Below are 15,595 nucleotides of genomic sequence, written 5' to 3'. Positions count from 1 at the left end.
ATATATCGATGTTCAATGAATATAAGATGTCTTCCGAAATTCTGATCTGTTAAGCCATCCTCAACGGTGCAGCCTACGCCGTTTTAAAAAAACGTCAAAACTCCGACTAAAAGTATCAATCACAACCAGCTGATAAACATCAAAAATAAAAAATATACAATTCTAAACTTGGACAAATAATCGTATTTGTGTAAGTTTTAAGTATGCAGTTATGTCACGTTATTTACTGTCAGGGTGAGACTCATGAGCACTATGCCGTCGGTTATCAATCGATTTATGGACTATTACGCAGAGCTCGATAGCCAGCCGCCGTCGGCGCTGGCGGCGCTCTATCATCCTGATGCAGCCCTCATCGACCCATTCGGCGAGCATCAGGGGCTGTTTGCGCTCCAGCGTTACTTCACGCATCTGCTGGCGAATGTGGATCACTGCCGCTTTGTTATTGATGCCCCACTCTGCGTCACCGACCGTTTTGCCGTGACATGGACCATGCACTGGTCTCACCCGCGCATTTCCGGGGGTGAGAAACTTGCCCTGCCTGGGTGCTCGGTGGTGGACGTGCAGGACGACCAGATTATTCGCCAACGCGACTACTACGACGCCGGAGAGATGATCTACGAACATCTTCCCGTGCTGGGCTGGGCGGTGCGTGGCGTCAAAAGGAGGGTGCGCTCATGATGACTGTCCTCATCACTGGCGCAAGCTCTGGCATTGGGGCTGGGCTGGCAAAATCCTGGGCGGATGAAGGGTGTCACGTTATCGCCTGCGGCCGGGATCCAGCCCGGCTGGAAGCGCTGCATCAGTACAACGCCAATATTACGGTTCGTCTGTTTGATATGACGGACAAAGCGTCCTGTCGTCAGGCGCTGACCGGATGTCATGCCGATCTGGTGATTCTCTGCGCGGGCACCTGCGAGTACCTGGATAACGGTGTCGTGGATGCCGCGCTGGTCGAACGGGTCATTAACACGAATTTTTTAGGGCCCGTGAACTGCATCGCGGCGCTGCAGTCGCAGCTGGTGGCGGGCAACCGCGTGGTGTTGGTCAGCTCGATGGCGCACTGGCTCCCCTTCCCTCGGGCAGAAGCCTATGGCGCGTCAAAAGCGGCATTGACGTGGTTTGCCGAGAGTTTGCGTCTGGACTGGGAGCCGAAGGGAATTGCCGTCACGGTAGTCTCACCAGGCTTTGTCGACACGCCTCTCACCCGCAAAAATGATTTCTCCATGCCCGGCCAGGTCAGCGTAGACAGCGCCGTGAAAGCAATCCGTCGAGGTCTGGCAAAAGGGAAAAACCACATCGCGTTTCCCACGGGTTTCAGTCTGATTTTACGCCTGCTGGCAGGCTTACCCGGTTTTCTTCAACGCGCCCTGCTGCGCCGGATGGTGCGCTCATGAATATCGCAATTATTGGCAGTGGCATTGCCGGAATGACCTGTGCGTGGCGCCTGGCCGGGCATCATAAGGTTACGATTTTCGAGGCAGAACCGACGCCGGGCGGGCATACCGCGACGGTCGATGTCACCACGCCACAAGGCACCTATGCGATTGATACCGGGTTTATTGTCTACAACGATCGCACCTATCCCCGCTTTATGGGCCTGCTTAGCGAGTTGGGTATTCACGGGCAAAAAACCCAGATGAGTTTCTCGGTTCACAACCCGCAAAGCGGTCTGGAATACAACGGGCACACCCTGACGTCGCTTTTTGCCCAGCGGCGTAATCTGGTCAACCCCAGATTCTGGGGTCTGCTGAAAGACATCACGCGCTTCAACCGAGAGGCGAAAGCCGCGCTGGCAAGCCGTGTTGACGAAAACGCCACGCTCCAGACATTCCTGGAACAGCACGGCTTCAGCCCGTTTTTTGCCCGTCATTACATCCTGCCGATGGGGGCCGCCATCTGGTCGTGCTCTCTTCAGGAGATGCGTCGTTTTCCGCTGCCGCTGTTTTTACGCTTCTTTGAACATCACGGTCTGCTGGATATCACCGATCGTCCGCAGTGGTATGTGGTGCCGGGCGGCTCACGAGAGTATCTCCGCGCCATGCTGGCGCAACTGGATGATCGCGTGACCCTGCATCTTAACGCGCCAGTGCAGCAGGTATTCCGTCATGAAAAGGGCGTGAAGATTCAACTGGAGGCAACAAGCCATGCCTTTGACCAGGTGATCTTCGCCTGCCATTCCTCACAGGCGCTGGCGATGCTTGACGACCCAACCCCTGCTGAACGCGAGGTGCTGGGAAATATCGGCTGGCAGCGTAATGAGGTGGTTTTGCACAGCGATCCGCACTGGCTGCCGGTGCGCGAGCGCGCCTGGGCCAGTTGGAACTATCGCCTTAGCGAACGCGATCAGGCTAGCGCGTGCGTCACCTACAACATGAATATCTTGCAAGGATTGCCACCCGGAAGCCCGTTGTTCTGCGTCACGCTTAACCCCGAAACCGCCGTGGACGAGCGCTATGTCCTCAAACGTTTTGTCTATGAGCACCCGCTGTTTAATCCGAAAAGCTGGCGCGCACAGGCCCGTCGCCACGAGATTAACGGCCACCAGCGGAGCTGGTATTGCGGAGCCTACTGGTACAATGGGTTTCATGAGGATGGCGTTCGCAGCGCACTTGATGTGGTGCACGGCATTGCCTGTGGAGAGGGAAACTGAGATGAACAGCTGCCTGTATCAGGGGATTTTACGCCATCGCCGTCTCCAGCCTAAAGCGCACCATTTTCGCTATACCGTTTTTATGGCCTGGATCGATCTCGATGAGCTCGATGCGCTGCCGTCGGTCGGGATCCGGCGTAACCGGTTTGGTGCCGCAGCCTTTTACGATGCGGATTATCCTCTCGGCACACCGCTGAAAGAGTGCGCGCTCAACCGTATTGAAAGCCTGACCGGTGAACGTCCCAATGGCCGCGTGATGCTCCTGACTCAGCTGCGTTACTTCGGCTTTCACTTTAATCCGGTCAATTTTTACTATTGCTATGACGCAACTGACACCCTGCGCTGGGTGCTGGCCGAGGTACGCAACACGCCGTGGAATGAGCGTCATTACTATGCCGTGGATGGCCAGACGACACGCCCAATTGAAAAAGCGTTTCACGTTTCACCGTTTAACCCAATGGACATGGTCTATCACTGGCGCTTTAACAATCCCAATAAAACGCTGCATATGCATATTGAAAACCATCAGGAATCGAAGGTCTTTGACGCCACGCTGATGCTGAAACGTGAGCCACTTACGCGCGCGGCTTTGCGATCCCTGCTGTTGCGTATTCCGTTGATGACCTTAAAAACCGTCCTGACGATTTACTGGCAAGCGCTGCGGCTATGGCTGAAGCGCGTGCCTCTTCACAACCACCCCGTTAGCAGGAGTGAACGCTCATGACCGATCCTGCCTTTGCGCTTGATCCCGATATTCCGCGCAACGTCCGTCTCGCTCGCTGGTTGCTCTTTCGCCTTTTAGGCGGTATCAGCAGCGGCTCGCTTACCGTACGAGAAGGGACGCAGGCCTTCCATTTTGGCGACTCGTCTTCCGCGCTGCGCGCTGAAGTGCAGATTTTGGCCCCGGACGTTTACTGGCGACTGCTGACCGGCGGAAGCCTTGCCGCCGCCGAAGCCTGGATGGATGGGGAATGGGAAACACATGACCTGACATCGCTGTTGCAGGTGCTGGCGCTAAACAGCAGCGTGCTGGGGCGGCTTGAAAGCGGTTTTCGCGTGCTGGGCAAACCCGTTGAGCGCCTTCGCCACTGGATGCGTCGCAACCACCGCGATCAGGCACGGGAAAATATCGCCGCCCACTACGACCTCGGCAATGAGTTTTATGCGCACTTTCTCGACCAGGAACTGCTCTACTCCAGCGCATTATTTACCGCTGATGAGCAGGATCTGACCCTCGCACAACAGGCAAAAATGGCGCGACTGTGTGAACAGCTGTCCCTTAGCGCAAGCGATCATCTGCTGGAAATCGGTACCGGCTGGGGCGCGATGGCGGAATACGCCGCGCTTCACTACGGCTGTCGCGTCACCACCACCACGTTATCGCAGGAGCAATTCACCTGGGCAAAAGAGCGGATCGCCCGCGCGGGATTGCAGGATCGGGTTCAGGTATTGCTCTGCGATTATCGCGACTTGACCGGGGAATACGACAAGCTGGTGTCGGTCGAGATGATAGAAGCAGTGGGTCAACGCTATCTGCCCGCGTTCTTCAGCACCTGCCAGGCACGCCTGCGCCCGGGCGGCAAAATGGCGATTCAGGCCATTACCATTCAGGATCAACGCTATCGCGACTACAGCAAAAGCGTTGATTTCATTCAGCGTTATATCTTCCCCGGAGGATTTTTACCGAGCATTACCGCGATGAGCGAACTGATGACGCGCCACACGGATTTTGTTGTCCGCAATTTGTTCGACATGGGGCCCGATTACGCGCGCACGCTGGCTCACTGGCGGCAACGTTTTCTCCACGCCTGGCAGGATATTGAAAAGCTGGGCTTTGATGAACGCTTCCGCCGAATGTGGCTCTATTATTTTGCCTACTGCGAAGCCGGATTTAATGCACGCACCATTAGCGTGGTGCAGTTGACTGCGGAGCGCGTATGAACCGCCACGTGCAGGTGTTTCTGATAGCGATTGCGTTCGATCTTTACTGGACGCTGGTGGTGCTGTTTCGCGAGCGCGGGCTTTTTCTGTGGCTCGCTCTGGCGATTCTTGCCTTCCTGATGCTGTCGCCTGCACATCGGCTTTATGCGTTACTGCTGGCGGTGATGGGCAGCGGTCTGGATACCCTCTGGGCGTTGACGGGGTTGATCGACTTTCACGGGGAGGCATTGTTACCGCTTTGGATGATGGCGCTGTGGCTGATGTTCGCCACCGTCTGGACCCATCTGACCCGAACAACCACGCTCCCGGGATGGATCCTCACGCTGATGGGAACCCTCGGTGGCCCGGTGGCGTACATCATTGGCGAACGGTTAGGCGCAATGACTTTTCTGGAACCGGCCTTTGTCGTCGTCAGTTGGATGGCCCTGGGGTGGCTTACCCTGCTGCTGTTATTTCATATTCTGATGGGGAGACGACCATGCGAACCGCTTTAATGGCGCTGCTGTTGCTGGTTATCATCACGCCAGTGACCCATGCCGCCGACTGGCTAAGCTGGCGCAAAGTGGGCGATGCGACGCTCACCTGGGGACCCTTTTCCGTCTATACCTCACAGCTGCGTACACCAGACGGCATCTACACCGGGCCGGGGCAAAATCGGGCGCTGATCATTACCTATAAACGTGACATCAGTCGCGACGATTTGGTCGACGCCACGCGTGACCAGTGGCAGGCATTGGGCATTATGGCGCGTGAACCGCAGAGTGAATCCTGGCTGCGTATGTTGCAATCGCTTTGGCCCGATGTGGTGCCAGGCACCCAATTAGCATTTGTTTTTAACGATCGGCAGGGACAGTTCTGGTATCGCGCCTCCGCGGCGCAAAAAACCTTCACCCCGCTCGGTCCGCGCCAGTCTGAAGCCTTTAGCACCCATTTTTTGGCGATATGGCTTGACCCCAATACGCAATATCCCGCGCTGCGTGAGCAGTTAATCGGAGGTAAAAAATGAAACGTATTCTGGCATTGGGCGCAGCCCTGATGATGTTACTGGCGGGCTGTAGCGCGGACATTAGCGATTATCGAAGCCAACAGCCGTCACTCGATATCTTCCGCTATTTCCAGGGGAAAACCGAGGCGTGGGGCATGGTACAAGATCGCAGCGGCAAGCAGTTGCGTCGCTTTCACGTTGAGATTGCTGGTGATGTCATCGGTGATACGCTGACGCTGAATGAACATTTTGTCTATGACGATGGCGAGAAGCAGCAGCGGATATGGCACATTCGGCGGGTGAGCGCCGATCGTTACGAAGGGACTGCGGGCGATATTGAAGGCGTGGCAACGGGGCAGGCAGCAGGTAACGCCTTTAACTGGCGCTACAGCATGAACGTGAAAGCGGACGGTAAAACCTGGCTGCTGCACTTCGATGACTGGATGTACTTGCAGGACGGCACGCATCTTTTTAACAAGACAGAGATGAAAAAGTTCGGCGTCACCGTCGCAACCGTCACGCTGTTCTTCACCCGAAAAGAGCCGTAGCAGGTTTTTTAAATTCGATTTTACAGATGACGAACATCGTCAAAGCCGTAAGTGAAAAAACCCCTCGATATTGCTATCGAGGGGTTTTTCGTATTTGGCGGAAGCGTAGAGATTCGAACTCTAGAACCCTTTCGGGTCGCCGGTTTTCAAGACCGGTGCCTTCAACCGCTCGGCCACGCTTCCTAAGTGAGGCGCAATATAAACGTCTATTAGCGCCTTGTAAAGCAGGAATTTTTCTAAGTTTACTCGCTTGCATTTTTGCAACGTGTAAAAGCAAAAAAACCCTGCGATATTGCTATCGCAGGGTTTTCGAATTTGGCGGAAGCGTAGAGATTCGAACTCTAGAACCCTTTCGGGTCGCCGGTTTTCAAGACCGGTGCCTTCAACCGCTCGGCCACGCTTCCTAAGTGAGGCGCATCATAAACACCTCACCTTGCGCTGTAAAGAGTGATGTCATTCATTCGCTTCAAAAATAGCCAAAACGTGATTAATTGGTTGAAATAAAAACGCATTGACCATTTTATCAGCATGAAATCTCACTTCTTCGTCTTAATGCTTTTTGATGTACATATCTTTGGTGAAGTAAAAGCCCAGTTTATCGGGCGTAAACCCACCGACCCACGGTTTCACCAGATGGGTTCTGACATACCAATATACCGGAATGGCGGGCACATCCTGCGCCAGCAGATCTTCGGCTTGCTGGTAGAACTTGCCGCGCTCTTCAGGGGTTTTCGCTTTTGCCGCCTCTACCAGTGCGGTGTCATAAGCCGGATTACTGTATTGGCTGGTGTTTTCACTATCACCAGTACGGAAGTTATTCAGGAAAGTCGCGGCATCGTCATAATCCGCAATCCATGCGTAACGCACCGCATCAAAATTGTGGGTGTGCATGGTATCCAGCATGGTTTTCCACTCCTGATTTTGCAGCTTGGCTTCCACGCCCAGGTTTTTCTTCCACATCGAACTCGCTGCAATAGCGATGCGCTGATGTGATTCCGAGGTGTTATAGAGCAAATTAAAGCTGAGTGGATGGGTGTCGTTGAAACCCGCGTCATTCAACAGCTTTTTCGCCTCCGCGATACGCTTGTCGATTGGCCAACTCGCGTAGTCCGGGTTCTTAAGCTTAACGCCGCCAATGTCCGGCTGACTGACAAGCCATGCCGGACGCTGACCCTGCCCCAGCACTTTGTCGGCAATAATGTCTTTATCCAGCGCCATGTTCAGCGCTTTGCGCACGCGCACATCATTAAACGGCGGTCGGGTGGTATTGAATTCGTAATAATAGGTGGCGAGCTGAGGTGACACGTCCAGCTCAGTTCCCAGTGTTTTTTTAAGCTGAGCGAACTGGTTGATAGGCACCGTATAGACGATGTCGATCTCACCGGCCTTGTAACGGTTCACATCGGACGCTTCAGAGGTGATCGGCAGATACGCGACCTTGTTGATTACCGTATGTGCATTATCCCAGTAGCGCGGGTTACGTTCGGCGACAATGCGCTCGTTGACCACCCACTGCGAGAGCTTATACGCCCCGCTGCTGACGAAATGCTCCGGTTTCGTCCACTTTTCACCAAAACGGCCGATCAGCACTTTATCAACCGGGACCAGCGAAGGGTGCGCCAGCATGGCGAGGAATGCCGCATTGGGCTGGTTCAGCGTGACTTCCAGCGTGGTGTCGTTGATGGCTTTCACGCCCAGCGAATCCGGCATTTTCTTGCCCTGCGCAATATCTGCGGCGTTGACGAGATGCATATTGCCCGGATAGCTGGCGTAAGGTGACGCCGTTTTCGGGTCAACCAAACGCTGCCAGCTCCAGACCACATCCTGCGCGGTGATGGCGGTGCCGTCACTCCAGGTGATGCCAGGACGTAAATGGAAAGTCCAGACGGTGTTGTCTTTATTCTCCCATTTCTCTGCCAGTCGCGGCACAATCTCACCGCCTGGCGAGACGCTGACTAGCCCTTCGAATAAATCACTGATAATATTGAATTCGACGTCGCTTTCGACTTTATGCGGATCGAGCGATGCCGGTTCACTGCCGTTGTTTCTGACCAGTTCCTGTTTTTCTGCCAGTTGGGTTCCTGCTGGCACGCTAGCGGCCCAGCACGCTGTGCTTGCGCACAGGATGCTCGCGGCCAGCAAAGAGAGTGTAAAGTTAATGCGTGATGGTGATTTCATTTATTCGCCTTATTGTCTATTTTTTGACGATGCGCATTCACTCTTAGCGCTCTAACTGTATTAAGGCAATATTTTTCAGTAACCTATAAGAGGTTGATCTGAATAAACTCGTCAAACCACGCTTCCTGCTACTGAAACAAATTTATTCGGAATAAAGCTTCAGCGTCGCCCCTAAGGTGTTGAGTAAAGATGGGTAAAACCATTTTGCTACAGGCGCAACCTTTCCTATTCTTGCCGTTAATTACATCTGTCATAAGAGAGTGGCTCATGGATCGTATTATTAGTTCTTCACGCGACCGCACGTCGCTACTCAGCACCCATAAAGTGCTGCGCAACACCTATTTCATGTTAAGCCTGACGCTGGCGTTTTCTGCGCTAACGGCGACAGCCAGCACCGTGCTGATGCTGCCATCTCCGGGCCTGATTCTGACGCTGGTGGGCATGTATGGTTTGATGTTCCTGACCTATAAAACCGCTGACAAACCAATCGGTATTCTGTCCGCGTTCGCCTTTACTGGCTTCCTGGGGTATATCCTCGGCCCAATGCTGAATTCTTATCTGTCTGCGGGCATGGGCGACCTCATCGGCATGGCGCTGGGCGGGACGGCACTGGTGTTCTTCTGCTGCTCGGCGTACGTTCTGACGACCCGTAAAGACATGTCTTTCCTGGGTGGGATGTTGATGGCGGGCGTCATCGTTGTGCTGGTGGGCATGGTGGCGAACATCTTCCTGCAATTGCCAGCGCTGCACCTGGCGATTAGCGCGGTGTTCATTCTGATCTCTTCAGGCGCAATCCTGTGGGAAACCAGCAATATCATTCACGGCGGCGAAACGAACTATATTCGCGCAACCGTGAGCCTGTATGTGTCGCTGTACAACATCTTTGTCAGTCTGCTGAGCATCCTGGGCTTCGCAAGCCGCGATTAACCCCACACGCTTTGAACAGAGCCTCGCTTATGCGGGGCTTTGTTTTTTGGTACACTGCGCGGGTTTTGACTGACGTGTGAATGATTATGCTGAGCTTTGAAGGTAAAGAGATAGAAACCGATAACGACGGTTATCTGAAAGAGAGCAGCCAGTGGAGTGAAGCGCTGGCTGTCGCGATTGCTGAAAAAGAGTCGATTACGCTGTCGCCTGAGCACTGGGAAGTGGTGCGGTTTGTGCGTGAGTTCTATCTGGAATTCAACACGTCGCCTGCGATCCGCATGCTGGTGAAAGCGATGGCTAACAAATTTGGCGAAGAGAAAGGCAACAGCCGTTACCTGTATCGCCTCTTCCCGAAAGGCCCGGCCAAACAGGCGACCAAAATCGCCGGCCTGCCAAAACCGGTGAAATGTATTTAATAGCGAATACTGAATTTGTCATATTCGCGGTCGGGTTGGTGAGGTTCAGTGAAGACTTTTTCAACCCGGGCGCTGCGCGGCCCGCCTGCTTTCAACCAGGCAATCAGTTTCTCAATGTTATCCGCCTCACCATAGGCAAGAACTTCGACACTGCCGTCATCCAGATTGCGCGCGTAGCCCGTTAACCCGAGCTGTAACGCCTCGCGTTGCGTGCTGTAACGAAACCCGACGCCCTGGACCGTGCCGTGAACCCACGCGATTGTGCAGACTTTTGACATCATCGTTTCCCCTATCCTGCTCTGGCGCGTTGCTTTTCCTGACTGAACTCGGGAAAATAGCGGCCATTTTATTGAATCGACAGAAAAGCAAATTATGAGTGTACGTTTAGTGTTAACCAAAGGGCGCGAGAAGTCATTACTGCGTCGTCATCCCTGGGTGTTTTCCGGCGCGGTTGCGCGCATGGAAGGCAAAGCCAGCCTCGGTGAAACCATCGATATTGTTGACCATCAGGGAAAATGGTTAGCTCGCGGCGCATACTCGCCTGCCTCGCAGATTCGTGCGCGCGTCTGGACGTTCGATAAAGACGAAACCATCGACACCGCTTTCTTTACACGTCGTTTACAGCAGGCACAGCAGTGGCGTGACTGGCTGGCGAAACGTGATGGGCTGGATAGCTATCGTCTGATCGCCGGTGAATCCGACGGCATGCCGGGCGTGACGATCGATCGTTTTGCCAATTTCCTGGTGCTGCAGCTCTTAAGCGCTGGCGCAGAATACCAGCGTGCTGCGCTGATCAGCGCGCTGCAAACGTTGTACCCGGAATGCGCCATTTACGATCGCAGCGATGTGGCGGTGCGTAAGAAAGAGGGTATGGAGCTCACGCAAGGCACCGTCACCGGTGAACTGCCACCTGCCCTGCTGCCAATCGAAGAGCACGGCATGAAGCTGTTTGTCGATATTCAGGGTGGACACAAGACCGGTTACTACCTCGATCAGCGCGACAGCCGTCTGGCCACGCGCCAGTATGTTAAAGATAAACGCGTGCTGAACTGCTTCTCCTACACGGGTGGCTTTGCCGTTTCGGCGCTGATGGGCGGTTGCAATCAAGTAGTGAGCGTTGACACCTCACAGGAAGCGCTGGATGTCGCTAAGCAGAACATTGAACTGAACAAGCTGGATCTGAGCAAAGCGGAATTCGTCCGCGATGACGTGTTCAAGCTGTTGCGTAAATATCGTGACCAGGGTGAGAAATTCGACGTCATCGTGATGGATCCCCCAAAGTTCGTCGAAAACAAAAGCCAGCTGATGGGCGCGTGCCGCGGCTATAAAGATATCAACATGCTGGCGATCCAGTTGCTGAATCCTGGTGGCATTTTGCTGACGTTCTCCTGCTCTGGCCTGATGACGACCGATTTATTTCAGAAACTCGTCGCAGATGCCGCTGTAGATGCGGGTCGTGATGTACAATTTATAGAACAGTTCCGCCAGGCAGCCGACCATCCTGTGATCGCTACCTACCCGGAAGGGCTCTATCTGAAAGGGTTTGCCTGTCGCGTCATGTAACTTGAAAAGCGAAATGTTGCCCACACATCTTGTGTATGTAACATTTTTCGGGAGGTGACAATGATTGCCAGCAAATACGGTATCGGCCAGCAGGTTCGCCACTCTCTCCTGGGGTATCTGGGTGTGGTGGTGGATATTGACCCGGAATACTCACTTGACGAACCCTCAGCCGATGAGCTGGCGGCTAACGCGGAACTTCGCGCAACGCCCTGGTATCATGTGGTGATGGAAGACGATGATGGCCAACCTCTTCACACTTATCTGGCAGAAGCGCAGTTAAGCAGTGAACCGCAGGACGAGCATCCGGAGCAGCCGTCGATGGACGAATTGGCGCAAACTATCCGTAAACAGCTCCAGGCCCCACGCCTGCGAAATTAACCTATAAAAAAGCCCGGAACGCGCCGGGCTTTTTTTATTTCGCCAGACCTAAACGCGGTATATCAATTGCCGGACAACGATCCATCACCACATTCAATCCCGCATCACGCGCCAATACCGCTGCCTGCTCGTTGATAACCCCGAGCTGCATCCACAGCGTTTTCGCGCCAATCGCAATCGCCTCCTGCGCTACGCCCCACGCCGCTTCAGAGTTTCGGAAGACGTCGACCATATCGATTTTTTCAGGAACATCCGCCAGCGTGGCATAGCCTTGCTGCCCCAACAGCGTTTTACCGGCCACTTTCGGTGATACCGGAATGACGTGATACCCCTGATCGAGAAGATATTTCATCACCCGATAGCTTGGGCGATCGGGTTTATCACTTGCGCCCACCAGTGCGATGGTGCGGGTCGAGGTCAGAATGCCGATAATATCGTTCTCTTTCATGGTGTTTCTCCTGGCTTTTTTTAAAGTGTACGCCAAAGAACCGCTGGCAACCATTCATCCCATACCTCTGTATGAGGGCAAAACGTCGGAATATGTCTATATGTTAGTAAACGTGTTTATCGAAAAATTTAGATACATTATTACGACGAAAGTATATTCGACGGGAGCGCTCTATGAAGACCGGCATTGTCTCAGCTGTACTTGCGTTAGTGATGCCGGTTTGCGTGTATGCCACGACGCTTCGGTTATCAACCGACATCGACCTGCTGGTTCTGGACGGTAAAAAAGTCTCCAGTTCATTACTGCGGGGGGCAGATAGTATTGAGCTGGATAATGGGCCGCATCAGATCGTCTTTCGTATCGAAAAAAATATTCGCCTCTCCAGTCATGAACAACGTCTTTATATTTCTCCCCCGCTGGTGGTGAGTTTCAACACCCAAAAAATCAGCCAGGTGAATTTTAATTTGCCGCGTCTGGAAAACGAACAGGAATCCGAGGCGTTTGAGGCGGCGCCGCGAATTGAATTACTGGATGGCGATGCCATGCCCATTCCCGTGAAGCTGGATATTCTGGCATTAACCAAAACACCGAAGGGAACGGATTATGAAGCGGACACCGAACGCTACAACAAAGCGGGCAAAAGCGCGTCGTTACCGGGATTCGCCACCATGATGGCCGACGACAGCACGCTTTTATCCGGCGTATCGGAACTGGATGTGATCCCCCCGCAATCTCAAACGCTGACCGAACAGCGGCTTAAATTCTGGTTCCAGCAGGCCGATCCCGAGACCCGCACGCGATTTTTGCAATGGGCGAAGGAGCAACCTTCGTCATAAGCCGCATTTTTTTGCCCTTTCTCTTGCAGCATCAGTCGCTTCCCGTCATCTTGTAGCCAGTTAACCTGACGGAAAGAGATTATGGAACTGACGACACGTACCCTGCCAGAACGTAAGCACATTGCGCTGGTGGCACACGATCATTGCAAGAAAATGCTGCTTAACTGGGTTCAGCGCCACCAGGCCTTGCTGGAAAAACACAACCTGTCGGCGACAGGCACCACGGGTAATCTGATTCATCGTGAAACAGGGCTGGAAGTGAACGCGATGCTGAGCGGCCCGTTGGGTGGCGACCAGCAGGTCGGCGCGCAGATTTCGGAAGGCAAAATTGATGTGCTGATTTTCTTCTGGGATCCGCTGAATGCAGTCCCACACGATCCGGATGTGAAAGCCTTGCTGCGTCTCGCAACGGTGTGGAATATCCCTGTGGCCACTAACCTTTCAACCGCAGACTTTATTATTGAGTCACCGCACTTCAACTCATCGGTTGAGATTCTGATCCCGGATTACCCGCGTTATCTGGCAGAGCGTCTCAAGTAAAAAGATGCCGGGCTAATATTGAGCCCGGCATACACTAGGGTTTTCTCGCCACTGGTACATCGATATTTTTCAGAATATCCACAAAACAGGATGGATTATCCTTAGCGAACAGCAGCCAAACCCGGTGACGCGCGCGGGTCATCGCGACATAGAGCAGCCGACGTTCTTCTGCATCGGGGTAATCTTCTGTCTCGGGCAACAACGCCTGTTCCATAACTGACTCCCGCGCCGGTGCCGGAAAACCATCGCTCCCATCCTGTAAGCCGAGCACAATCACGAAATCCGCCTCCTGCCCTTTGCTGGCGTGAATGGTCATGAAATCGAGCTGTAGCTTGGGCCAGCGCGTGGCCGCTTTTTCCAGAAGTGTCGGCTTAAGATGATGATAGCGCGCCAGAATCAGAATCCGTTCGTCTGCTTTGACAAATCCGCTCAGCTTATCAAGCAGGGCTTCCAACTGATCGTCTGGCAGCAGCGTGACAGCTTTTTTATCGCCCGATGAAAGACTGTTGAGCGGTTTTGCCAGCTGATGGGGGTTTTGCTGAATAAACCGGTTAGCGATTTCACCGATGCGGGAGTTAAAGCGATAGGTGGTATTCAGATCGCTGCGATCGCCTTCGCCAAAATAGTGGTGGAACGCGGTCGTTAACGACAGTTGCGCCCCACTGAATCGATAAATGGCCTGCCAGTCATCACCTACTGCAAATAGCGAAGTGTGTTTATTTTGTGCTCGTAATGCGGCCAGCAAAGCGGCACGCTGCGGAGAGATATCCTGAAATTCGTCCACCAGAATATGCTTCCAGGGGCTGACGAAACGGCTCTTCTCGAGAATGATAATGGCCTGATGAATCAACCCGGAGAAATCCACCGCGTTTTCTTCTTTCAGCGCGGTTTTCCAGGCTTTCAGTAGCGGCGCCATCAGTTTGACGCGTTTTGTGAAGAGCGCGCGCACTTCCTCGGGCGCACTCTCAATCATCTCCGCCTGTGAACCACCATGCATGCGCATCAAACTCACCCAGCGGTCCAGACGCGATCCCAGACGCCGCATCAGTTTTTCATCCTGCCAGAAACTGCCTTCAGGTACCGTCCAGTTGAGTTCTTCTTCAAGCCACTGTCGCCATCCCTTTGCCATGGCCTTTTTTTCGCTGCACTGCTGCTGCAACGTCTTAATAAACAAAGAAAGCCTGGACTGGGTGTCGTTTTCCAGTTTACTGATAACAGGCGCTTTTTTACTGCCCTGCTGAATGATGTGCAGGGCCAGTGCGTGGAATGTTCTGGCCGTGATGTCTCGCGTATGCAACCGGTCGTGAATACGTTCGTCCATTTCTTGCGCGGCTTTACGCCCAAACGCCAACAGCAGAATTTGCTCGGCTGTCGCTTCGCCTCTGGCGAGCAACCATCCTGCGCGGGCCACCAGCACTGACGTTTTTCCGCTGCCTGCGCCCGCTAGCACCAGCAGTGAATGCTCCCCGTTGACCACGGCTCGCGCCTGAGCAGGGTTTAAAGGCGAAGATTCGATTTGGCTGAAGAATTCAGCGTGCTGCGCCAGCATCTCATCGGTCCATGCCTGATTATGCGCGAGCCTGCTTTTATCGATATCGGTTAACCACGCCTGGCACTGACGCCAGGCATCGCGGCAATTTTCAAACTCATCAAGTCGTGAAACCGGAAGCGGAAGCGCGGTAAGGGCCTGTTGAATGCGTTGCTGCATGTCAGCCGTTTGGGCGCGCGTGAGCCATTTTTTTTGTTCACTGCTCTGCGCGATATCGGCTAAAACCTGCTGGAGCACTTGCCTCGCGACCTCGCTCATCTCATCGCTCCACTTTTGCCAGAGCGTATTGAGCTGATGATGAAATCGCTGGGTTTCGGCCCACTCCGTTCCATGCAAACGAACCACTTTATCCGCAGGTAAGACGAACTCCAGCTCGCCCCACACCAGGCCGCGCTTGCAATGAATAGCTAATAACTGATTGAACGGAATGAGGTATTCATGGCGTTCGCCCGAGACTTTCACGCCGGCGTTGAGCAGAACAACTTTATCGTAGGGATGTTGCGCCAGGCGTTTGCCTAATGATGTTGCTTTTAGTTCCATGTCCAGCCTGATCCACGCAGTGATAGTTTACGCATTAGTTTACCTGCCAGTTTTCAGGTGCTCCAGCCTAAAAAAACGTTACAATCATCAGGCTTT

At 53.7% G+C, this 15,595-nt stretch carries 18 protein-coding genes and 2 tRNA genes; 14 read left to right on the top strand and 6 right to left on the bottom strand.

What is annotated here, in order from left to right; all coding sequences use genetic code 11:
- Window positions 1–243: 243 nt before the first annotated feature.
- From ACKI5T_RS06795 to ACKI5T_RS06760, 8 genes are read left to right on the top strand one after another with little or no spacing between them, the layout of a single operon-like run.
- The gene (locus ACKI5T_RS06795) at window positions 244–678 is read left to right on the top strand and encodes a nuclear transport factor 2 family protein (protein ID WP_407436554.1); all 435 of its coding nucleotides are present in this window, start codon (window positions 244–246) and stop codon (window positions 676–678) included.
- On the top strand, window positions 675–1,394 hold the full coding sequence (locus ACKI5T_RS06790; RefSeq protein WP_407436552.1) for an SDR family NAD(P)-dependent oxidoreductase: 720 nt from the start codon (window positions 675–677) through the stop codon (window positions 1,392–1,394). The genes ACKI5T_RS06795 and ACKI5T_RS06790 overlap by 4 nt, the downstream gene beginning before the upstream one ends.
- Window positions 1,391–2,650, top strand: coding sequence for an NAD(P)/FAD-dependent oxidoreductase (locus ACKI5T_RS06785; RefSeq protein WP_407436551.1), 1,260 nt, complete (start codon window positions 1,391–1,393; stop codon window positions 2,648–2,650). The genes ACKI5T_RS06790 and ACKI5T_RS06785 overlap by 4 nt, the downstream gene beginning before the upstream one ends.
- A 1-nt stretch (window position 2,651) precedes the next feature.
- Window positions 2,652–3,374 carry a DUF1365 domain-containing protein gene (locus ACKI5T_RS06780; protein ID WP_407436549.1) on the top strand — a complete coding sequence of 241 codons (723 nt, stop codon included), beginning with the start codon at window positions 2,652–2,654 and terminating at the stop codon, window positions 3,372–3,374.
- A complete protein-coding gene (locus ACKI5T_RS06775; RefSeq protein ID WP_407436547.1) occupies window positions 3,371–4,591 on the top strand; it encodes a class I SAM-dependent methyltransferase in 1,221 nt (406 codons plus the stop codon). The genes ACKI5T_RS06780 and ACKI5T_RS06775 overlap by 4 nt, the downstream gene beginning before the upstream one ends.
- Window positions 4,588–5,085 carry a DUF2878 domain-containing protein gene (locus ACKI5T_RS06770; protein WP_407436545.1) on the top strand — a complete coding sequence of 166 codons (498 nt, stop codon included), beginning with the start codon at window positions 4,588–4,590 and terminating at the stop codon, window positions 5,083–5,085. The genes ACKI5T_RS06775 and ACKI5T_RS06770 overlap by 4 nt, the downstream gene beginning before the upstream one ends.
- A complete protein-coding gene (locus ACKI5T_RS06765) occupies window positions 5,070–5,597 on the top strand; it encodes a hypothetical protein (protein ID WP_407436543.1) in 528 nt (175 codons plus the stop codon). The genes ACKI5T_RS06770 and ACKI5T_RS06765 overlap by 16 nt, the downstream gene beginning before the upstream one ends.
- Window positions 5,594–6,124 (top strand): DUF3833 domain-containing protein, encoded by a 531-nt coding sequence (locus ACKI5T_RS06760; protein WP_407436541.1) that lies wholly within the window; start codon window positions 5,594–5,596, stop codon window positions 6,122–6,124. Before ACKI5T_RS06765 ends, ACKI5T_RS06760 begins: the two co-directional genes overlap by 4 nt.
- Before the next feature lie 95 nt (window positions 6,125–6,219).
- Here ACKI5T_RS06760 and ACKI5T_RS06755 read toward each other — a convergent pair.
- The 3 genes from ACKI5T_RS06755 to ACKI5T_RS06745 all read right to left on the bottom strand — a co-directional run bounded on the left by ACKI5T_RS06755 (window position 6,220) and on the right by ACKI5T_RS06745 (window position 8,302).
- Window positions 6,220–6,307 (bottom strand) — tRNA-Ser (locus ACKI5T_RS06755).
- A gap of 133 nt (window positions 6,308–6,440) precedes the next feature.
- Window positions 6,441–6,528: transfer RNA gene (locus ACKI5T_RS06750), tRNA-Ser, on the bottom strand.
- A 145-nt stretch (window positions 6,529–6,673) separates the two neighbouring features.
- Entirely contained in the window at window positions 6,674–8,302 is a 1,629-nt protein-coding gene (locus ACKI5T_RS06745; protein WP_407436539.1) for an ABC transporter substrate-binding protein, read from the bottom strand.
- A gap of 267 nt (window positions 8,303–8,569) precedes the next feature.
- On the opposite strand from ACKI5T_RS06745, the gene yccA reads away from it, so the two are divergent.
- Both yccA and tusE read left to right on the top strand, forming a co-directional pair.
- Window positions 8,570–9,229, top strand: coding sequence for an FtsH protease modulator YccA (gene yccA / locus ACKI5T_RS06740; RefSeq protein ID WP_407436537.1), 660 nt, complete (start codon window positions 8,570–8,572; stop codon window positions 9,227–9,229).
- A gap of 86 nt (window positions 9,230–9,315) precedes the next feature.
- Entirely contained in the window at window positions 9,316–9,645 is a 330-nt protein-coding gene (gene tusE, locus ACKI5T_RS06735; protein ID WP_012016878.1) for a sulfurtransferase TusE, read from the top strand.
- On the opposite strand, the gene yccX is transcribed toward tusE, so the two are convergent.
- A complete protein-coding gene (yccX, locus tag ACKI5T_RS06730) occupies window positions 9,642–9,923 on the bottom strand; it encodes an acylphosphatase (protein ID WP_407436789.1) in 282 nt (93 codons plus the stop codon). The two genes, tusE and yccX, sit on opposite strands and share 4 nt — an antisense overlap.
- A gap of 94 nt (window positions 9,924–10,017) precedes the next feature.
- On the opposite strand from yccX, the gene rlmI reads away from it, so the two are divergent.
- Both rlmI and hspQ read left to right on the top strand, forming a co-directional pair.
- On the top strand, window positions 10,018–11,208 hold the full coding sequence (gene rlmI / locus ACKI5T_RS06725; protein WP_407436535.1) for a 23S rRNA (cytosine(1962)-C(5))-methyltransferase RlmI: 1,191 nt from the start codon (window positions 10,018–10,020) through the stop codon (window positions 11,206–11,208).
- Window positions 11,209–11,268: 60 nt separating this feature from the next.
- A complete protein-coding gene (gene hspQ / locus ACKI5T_RS06720) occupies window positions 11,269–11,586 on the top strand; it encodes a heat shock protein HspQ (RefSeq protein ID WP_012016875.1) in 318 nt (105 codons plus the stop codon).
- A gap of 34 nt (window positions 11,587–11,620) precedes the next feature.
- On the opposite strand, the gene ACKI5T_RS06715 is transcribed toward hspQ, so the two are convergent.
- Window positions 11,621–12,034, bottom strand: coding sequence for a CoA-binding protein (locus ACKI5T_RS06715; RefSeq protein WP_407436533.1), 414 nt, complete (start codon window positions 12,032–12,034; stop codon window positions 11,621–11,623).
- Window positions 12,035–12,207: 173 nt separating this feature from the next.
- Between ACKI5T_RS06715 and csgI the strand changes: the two genes are divergently transcribed.
- Entirely contained in the window at window positions 12,208–12,870 is a 663-nt protein-coding gene (gene csgI / locus ACKI5T_RS06710; RefSeq protein WP_407436531.1) for a curli synthesis inhibitor, read from the top strand.
- 81 nt (window positions 12,871–12,951) lie between these two features.
- The gene (gene mgsA / locus ACKI5T_RS06705) at window positions 12,952–13,410 is read left to right on the top strand and encodes a methylglyoxal synthase (protein WP_012016872.1); all 459 of its coding nucleotides are present in this window, start codon (window positions 12,952–12,954) and stop codon (window positions 13,408–13,410) included.
- Between the two features lie 34 nt (window positions 13,411–13,444).
- Here the strand turns inward: mgsA and helD are convergent, their stop codons facing one another.
- Window positions 13,445–15,499, bottom strand: a complete 2,055-nt coding sequence (gene helD / locus ACKI5T_RS06700) for a DNA helicase IV (RefSeq protein ID WP_407436528.1) — start codon at window positions 15,497–15,499, stop codon at window positions 13,445–13,447.
- Window positions 15,500–15,595 lie beyond the last annotated feature (96 nt).

The organism is Lelliottia sp., assembly GCF_045627565.1.
Taxonomy (GTDB): domain Bacteria; phylum Pseudomonadota; class Gammaproteobacteria; order Enterobacterales; family Enterobacteriaceae; genus Enterobacter.
The sequence above is the reverse complement of the archived record's forward strand: the minus strand, read 5'-3'. Positions and strand labels throughout refer to the sequence as shown.